5 protein-coding genes are annotated in these 7,408 nt (G+C 31.8%); all 5 read right to left on the bottom strand.

All coding sequences use genetic code 11. The annotated features are described in order from the left end of the window. Positions 1–370 precede the first annotated feature (370 nt). Positions 371–2,263 (bottom strand): SNIPE associated domain-containing protein, encoded by a 1,893-nt coding sequence (locus tag HMPREF2846_RS08275; protein WP_218086520.1) that lies wholly within the window; start codon positions 2,261–2,263, stop codon positions 371–373. Positions 2,264–2,812: 549 nt separating this feature from the next. Continuing rightward, positions 2,813–3,871 (bottom strand): phage capsid protein, encoded by a 1,059-nt coding sequence (locus HMPREF2846_RS08270; RefSeq protein ID WP_070626414.1) that lies wholly within the window; start codon positions 3,869–3,871, stop codon positions 2,813–2,815. A 774-nt stretch (positions 3,872–4,645) separates the two neighbouring features. Further along, entirely contained in the window at positions 4,646–4,987 is a 342-nt protein-coding gene (locus tag HMPREF2846_RS08255) for a pathogenicity island protein (protein WP_070626412.1), read from the bottom strand. Positions 4,988–5,257: 270 nt separating this feature from the next. Beyond that, positions 5,258–6,736: a virulence-associated E family protein gene (locus tag HMPREF2846_RS08250; protein ID WP_070626411.1), complete on the bottom strand. Its 1,479-nt coding sequence runs from the start codon at positions 6,734–6,736 to the stop codon at positions 5,258–5,260. Beyond that, positions 6,733–7,408: primase alpha helix C-terminal domain-containing protein (locus HMPREF2846_RS08245; RefSeq protein ID WP_070626410.1), on the bottom strand; the 676-nt coding region annotated here is incomplete at its 5' end. The genes HMPREF2846_RS08245 and HMPREF2846_RS08250, both read right to left, overlap by 4 nt.

The following is a 7,408-nucleotide window of genomic DNA, read 5'->3' as shown; positions in this document are numbered from 1 at the left end:
TTTATTTTGGACTGTATTTATGTCCCAGCCCCTTATCACATTAATTTATAAGGGTATAGATTAATATATAACCAATTTTTTTGAATTTAAAACAAAAATTATGTCACCAGATCTATTGATATTTGTTATTTTGACAGTTTAATCTTAATAGCAACTTTACTTTTTAATTGCAATGAGTCATACACTCCTTTTCTCAATGCAAAATAAAGGCTCTCTCAGCTTGTTAAAATTGTTAAATGTCTATGTTTGCAGCAGTGATTGCATTACCTCATTGAATACTGTGCTGATCTACTAAATTAATAGTAGTTATTTCATCTCTATATTATTCACTCATCTTTTCACTTATCGTATTCATATATAAAGAGATTGTTTAATAATCAGTATTCAATCCATCTATATTTTGACTTTGCCAGTATTGTTCTGCTACAGGCACTTTAATAAATTCTACTGTATTATTATGGTTTTCTTTAACAACTTGCTCTATTTCATCAATATTGACTTTAAAGAATTCTTTTCTATGGTTTACTTTATTAACTTCTCTATCTCTAAAGTGTTTATGAAGTATATTCTCTAAATTAGGTGCGTCATCACTAAATATCATGGCGTGAACATCAAATTCAAATGGAACAGAAGCGTCACCTAACTCTTTAACTCTGTCATATGGTTCTAATCGTCTAGTAACGCCTATCTTATAAATATCCTCACCAAATGAACCAATGTTAGAGATGATATAGACATAACCAGCTCTGGTATTAGCTTCACGTTCAAGCACATTCTTTTTATCTTCTTCTAGCTCTTTTATCTTGTTTTCTAACTCTTTGATTTTATCAGCATATAATTCTTTTTCAATATCGCTTTGTGATTTTTCAAGACGTTTGAACAATGATCTAACTTCATTACTGAATTGCGTTTCCTCTTTTTCGATTTTCTTCTTCTCTTGTTCTATTTCACGTTTTACACGTTCTTCTTCTTTAATCTGTTCTTTGATTTCACGTTGAATTTCCTTTTCTTGTTGGACTTTAATTTGATACTGATAGATTAAATTCAATTTCTCTAGTTTCTTTTCTAAATACGGTTTAGTAATCTCTACACTATCAACACTATATATCTTATTGAGTGTTTCATATGCTCTTATTATTCTGCTATGGTAACTTTCATAGTTTTTAGCTGTCACATTGCTTAACATATAATCACATTCCGTATTGAATGAACGCAATATTTGCTTCAATTGAGCATTGACTATTTTCTTTTCATCCTCGTACCCATAATAAATTGCTGCGTCACCGTCTTTAAACATTTCCTTTTCCTCTAATGTGAGCATACCTAATTTATTTTTCAAGTCATGGGAAGTTACATCTTCCTCAAAAGCACTTACAAAGACTTGCATTATATCTTGGTCTTTTCTTAATTGTGTTAACTCTCTTTGAATAGCCCTTTTCTCTTTTCTTTTTGCTGATAATTCGCTTTGTGCTTGTTCTAATTCATCTTGTCTTATACTAAGCTCTTTCTCAACTTTTTCTTTTTGTTCTGAAATACTGTTGATTTGTCTTTCTTTAAAGCGCAGTAAGTCCTGTTCCAATTCATTTTGTTTATTATCATATTCTTTAACGAGGTCATTGTAACGTGTTCTTTGTTGGTCTACTTTTTCTTTTACCTCATTGTATTTACTTTCTATATTCGCCAGTCTTTCACGTTCCATGTTCTTTAAATTAGTTCTGATTTTTTGCTTCTCTTTCAGATAATATTCAATTTCAATTTCTAGTTGTTGTATTTCTTGTTTGTATTTAGCTTTCATTTCTTTAAAAGAAATCAACTCTTGTTCTTTCCACTCGTTAAATTCACTTTTGTCCTGATCTAACAACTTTCTTTTTTCTTTGTTGATATACTCTGTTTCAGCTTGTTGCCAAACTTCAAACTTCTCTTTTTTAATTCTATATTCATAAGTAATTTGGAAGTAAGTAATCAATAAGTCAGGTTCATTTTTATCTTTAAAACTAATTTCTGCATAATAACCATTGCCATATATAAGCGTGAGAACCGCACTTCTAATCTTGTTTACCTTTTCATATTCTATAATATCAGTAATAGGAATACGATAGATAAACTCCTCTTTAGCTTTAATAAATACTATATAGTCATCATTCACAAATAGCGAACCGTTATAATCTTTATTCTGATATGTAAAAGATACTTTAAAACTCATCAAAATACTCTCGCTAAATTTTTGAGAATATGCTTGGTAATCCTGTTCATTATAGTTCAATTTATCCACCCTTTGCTTTTGCTCTATTTAAAAATAGTATATGAATTTAAAATTAGTATGTAAATAAAGTAGTTAAATATTCCAATTAAGTATAGTAAAAGCACTAACTATCACAATAGCTTATGATTATCTTTATTTAAAATAGATGTCTAAACAGAAAAACACCGTATATTAATACAACTTTAGGAGCTAGCTCTCTAAAATTACTTTTTCAAACGAAAACTAGTTTGTTCAAATATTGCATGTTAGATTATTAAAAACCACCACCTTTTAATCAGGCAGTGGTTCATCTTTTTAAGCTTATTTTTTAATTAATTTTGGACTGCAAAACGTTTAAAGTCATGTTTCTGATATTTTGTCATTACTTTTAGGAGGCAGAGGCCATATAGCTATACTTCTTTGAATAGATTTATCCCTTTTAACAAGTGAAAAAATAAGTCTAGTTACCCCCCTTTCATGAAATTTTTCGATTGATTGCGAGCGATGGGCCCCCGTCGGTCCCCGACGATTTTTATTTTTTCTTCGAGGGTAGGGGGGATTATATAAAAATTAATTGATTTTAACGATACGTAATAACTCCGCAACAACTTTGATATCAAATACATAGTTTAACGAAAATTGGTAAATACCTTTAAATGCTTGTTTCTTTTTATTGTACATAATAGGCTCATATTTAGCATACACAGCATGCGCAAAGTCTCCTACAAAAATATCTTGTGCATCATCTGTAATTACTACGTGAGATACATTAAACAGCTTGTTTAAATCACCTGCAAGCGCACCTAATCCCATCTGTGCTAACTCTTTGATTAACTTATCATGATGATCTGTATTCATTACAATTGATACATTACGTCTGAATGTTTGTGGTATATCTTTCATCGCCTGTTTGATACCATCATACATTGATGTGTTACTTACTTCTTTGATTCCTTGATTGTAAAGTGATAGGTCTTGGTTATCTTTATCAATCAAACCACTGGCATTGTTCTTGTCTAAGAGTAGTGTTGTTTCATATGCAACACATTCATTAATAAATATTTCTTTAAGTAACTCATCTAATGTTCTATCAGAACCATGCACTACACTATCTGATACCTCTGTATAGATATATCCTTCACGTCTATCAAAATATTTACTGCTTCCATTAAGTGATAGTTCTATACCATTCGCAGCTAACTTATCTTTAATGTACGTTAGTGTAGGTAAGGTCTCTACATGTTCATCATTCGTAATAGTAATCACATCACGTAATGTTTGAGGTAACTCGGCATTGACTAATAATTCATTGAAGACTTCTTTACGCGCAGTTGGTAACTCTTTAATATTAAAGTTATTTCCACTGCTTACTAATTGTTTTGTTAATGTACCTACCCATGTATTGCTTGATTGATTTACTCCATTCATATTTAACACTCCTAATAGTTTATTGTTAATTTGTTCTGGTGATAATACTTCTGATTCTGTAATACTTAATGTCTTTAGTCCTTGCTCAATCAATTCCACCTCTTTACCAATATCCTTTTGATACAGTTCGGCATAACCTTTAATATCCTTATCATCAAAGCTAGATAGTTGATATCCGAATTGTTCTTTAAAACCTGTCATTTACTTCATCTCCTAATTTGATTTTAGTATAAACAACGAAGTCATATATACGTTCGTTGTCTTTATCTTCTTCATAAAAATAAAATTATGAAGAAAGTATTCATCTAATAACTTAAAGTACGTATTTAATAATTCATTCCTATTGTTACACTTAAATATACGTTTAACAGATTCATTTGCAAGATCTAACATGTTGTACCTCTCTTCTTTTAATCTGATAAATATACATTTTAATAAGTTCAAAATCATCACGCTTTCTTGCGTATCGTTGAACTGCTTTATTAATATATTTTGTATTCATTAAATGTATTGGTATCGGTGAACGTTTAACTATTAAATATGCAATACGTTTATGATTCACTTAATCACCTTCTTCATTTTGATAATGAAAATGTTTTATAGCTTACATCCGCATTGATATAAAAGAGAATTCTAAAAAGTCCTAGATTTTTATTTAAGTATGTGTTAATCACACTGTTCTTCGTATCTCTTTCTAAAAACTGGATTAACTCTTTTCTATGAAAATCTTAGGAACAACATCAACCACTATCCAACCTCTCTCCCTTTCATAGTCTTTAATGAATGCTACATTAATCAACTACTATCAAGATACTTGAACTTCATACTATCCCTCCTATTTTGATGAAATAGTCACACATAATTACCTCTAATTTTTAATTACTGTAGTATTGCTTTAACACTTTTACTTTTCTTACTGTTCTACGTATCATTTTAAGAATCCTATTTGAATTCATTTAGATCAGTGTATCTACGCTATACAACTGAAAACGCAACAGGTAACCAATGTTCTGTTTTGATGTTCTTTGACTTTACAATCGGCAACTCCAAACATTTACCATCAATCATATAATATATTGGCGGACATATTGTCATTTCTATATCGCCCTCTCTTTTTAAATCAGAAATTAGTTTGAAAGCTTCCTCATTCCAACCAATCCAAAATACAACATTGGTATTTTCTCCGCTTAAATATGCTATATCTCCTTTGTAATTGAAGTTATTTTCTTCAAATATCCTTTCTATTTCTACAAATGATGTTTCTTTATGAGTCTTGATATATTCCAAGATTTTATTTTTCAATCTATTTTTGTTCATTTGTAACCTCCATTGTCTTGTTAGGTGTCCCACTGTCTTATGCCATGCTACAACTATGAGACACCTTTAAACCTTACTGCCACAAAGGATAAAGCTATACTGTCTTACCGTCTTATGATTTCATCCCAACACTTTGAGAATAAATAGTAATTTTCCTAAAGTTTAGAGTGAAGTTTATAAGACACCGAGACAGTTATAGCGTGGCACTTACTCCCACAAAGTATTGAGGGTGTCTTGTAACTGTCTTATATCTGTCTTACTGTCTTGCTGTTATGACTTTATATTAATCAATTCAGAATAGTACGAAGACATATCAACGTCGAATCCATATTGTTTACCTATCCCTTCGCCGTATCGAGATTGTTTTTTACTTATCCCACAATAGCGTGTATTTCTAAGTGCTTCATCAATCTTACGTAAATGATGAGGTTGAGGCTGGTCATCTCTGCCCATCATCACTTTCCAAACTTCTTTACTGCAAACCTTATCACGCCATACATATTGACCGGGCTTTGAACCATCTAATGAGAATAAATTACCGTCGTTATAAAAAGAGAATCTGTGATTATCTGAATTTGTACCATTTACACCATTGAATAAAATCTGTTTATCATGTAAACTTAACGACCAATAATCAGATGGTATAGGTTGCTCTAGGAAGTCCTCTACTTCACCGATAAGTGTATCTTTCTCTGAATGTTCTGCTTGCATTTCTAAAGCAGTTTCTGAGGCTTCTTTGTCTAAAAGCAATGCTTTATCGATAGGATTTTTATCAAAATATACTTTAGCTTCTGCGTACATTTGTTGAACAACCTCAGGTGTTAGATCATCAAACGGGCTTTTAGTCGATTTATCCTTATCAGTAGTAACCGGTAAGAAACGTCTATTACCTGTCTTATCTTTTAAAAACTCATAATTGTTCGTTGTACCTACAAAAACACTTTGACGTGGGTGTCTCTCAGTACGTTTGCCATAAGAAGCTCTGTATATATCGACAACCGCACTGATAAAACTCTTAATATCTTCAATAGTAGATTTTTGAAAGGCTGATAGTTCTTCAATTTCACAAATCCATGAACCTTGCAGCTTTTTGTATGCTTCATCACCTTTGAATGTATTAATGCTTTGGTTATACCATTGACCACCCATACGGCTCGCCAGTGTTGATTTACCCCCGCCTTGTTTACCGTATAAAATAACCATTGTGTCATATTTAATACCAGGCTTGTATATTCTGGCAATTGCTCCCATCACCCATTTTTTAGCTACTTCACGGTTATAATGTGTATCTTCTGCACCTAAGTAATCAATAAAAAGCGTTTCTATTCTTTTTACGCCGTCCCATTGTTTACTTTCAATAAGTGACTTGATAGGGTGGAATTTGTTTTGATAGGCTTCTTTTTCTATAACACTATCCATAACATCACGGCTGAACTGCACATGATAAACTCTGTCTATATGAGAAATAACATGCGTTGTGTCAATGTCAGCCCAATAGTAATTTGTATCGTCTTTTGAACGCCAGTAAGGAAGGCGTTTAAGTTTAGTGACATTTTCAAATACATCATATTGAACTAAATTATTTAAACTTTCATCGTTGCCTAAAATAATCTCTGCGTTAGTTGTTGTCTTTTTTAATGCATTAGTTGTTGCTGTTCGTCTTAATTTACTGCGCCAATCGTCGTTATTGGTCATATAGCTAGTTTTTTCGATTAACTCGAAAACATCTTCTTTAGTTACTTCACTCAATCAGAAACCCCCTTCTTATTTTGATTGTCTCTTTTTAAAATACTTTCGAATGTTTTATTTACCTCTTTTTGTTCAATCGGCGGTGTACAAGTCATTGCCCACGCACTTGCCAGACCATAAACCAAATATTGATCTACATATCTACGCAACAGATAACCTATTAATGAAGCTAAAGTTTGATTCCGTTCACCTTCACTAACTCCAAATGCAATATCACGCCAATATGCGCTGTCACGTTTAGCTTTATATGAAACAGTAATAGGCTTATCCTCTTGTTTAATTTCGTTGACCCAACCTTCTATAGTAGGACAATCCAATATTGGAGCGTCATTACATCTATACATAAACGCACGGCTTTTATCTTTTATAACGGGTAACGCCATTGCCCTGCTAGGTTGATATGAACCCTCATCTACTTTATGACCAATTTTAGAAGCTATTACCTTTGTATACTTACGATAATTTTCGCCATTAATATGTTTATTTAAAGGGATAAATAAGCGTAATCTAGGGGCTTCTGTGTGGTGGTTATAACTTGTATGCCAAAAGTAAGCAAATGCCCCTAAATGTGCTTTAAACGCTTCGTTCAATGCCTTTAAATCAGAAACATCATCATAATCTAACACCAATACATCTCTATAGATCACATTATTATCTGCACGGTATTTTTTA

Origin of the sequence: Staphylococcus sp. HMSC056G08 (assembly GCF_001812305.1) — a bacterium.
Classification (GTDB): Bacteria; Bacillota; Bacilli; order Staphylococcales; family Staphylococcaceae; genus Staphylococcus; species Staphylococcus simulans.
This window is presented reverse-complemented; position numbering and strand designations above follow the sequence as displayed.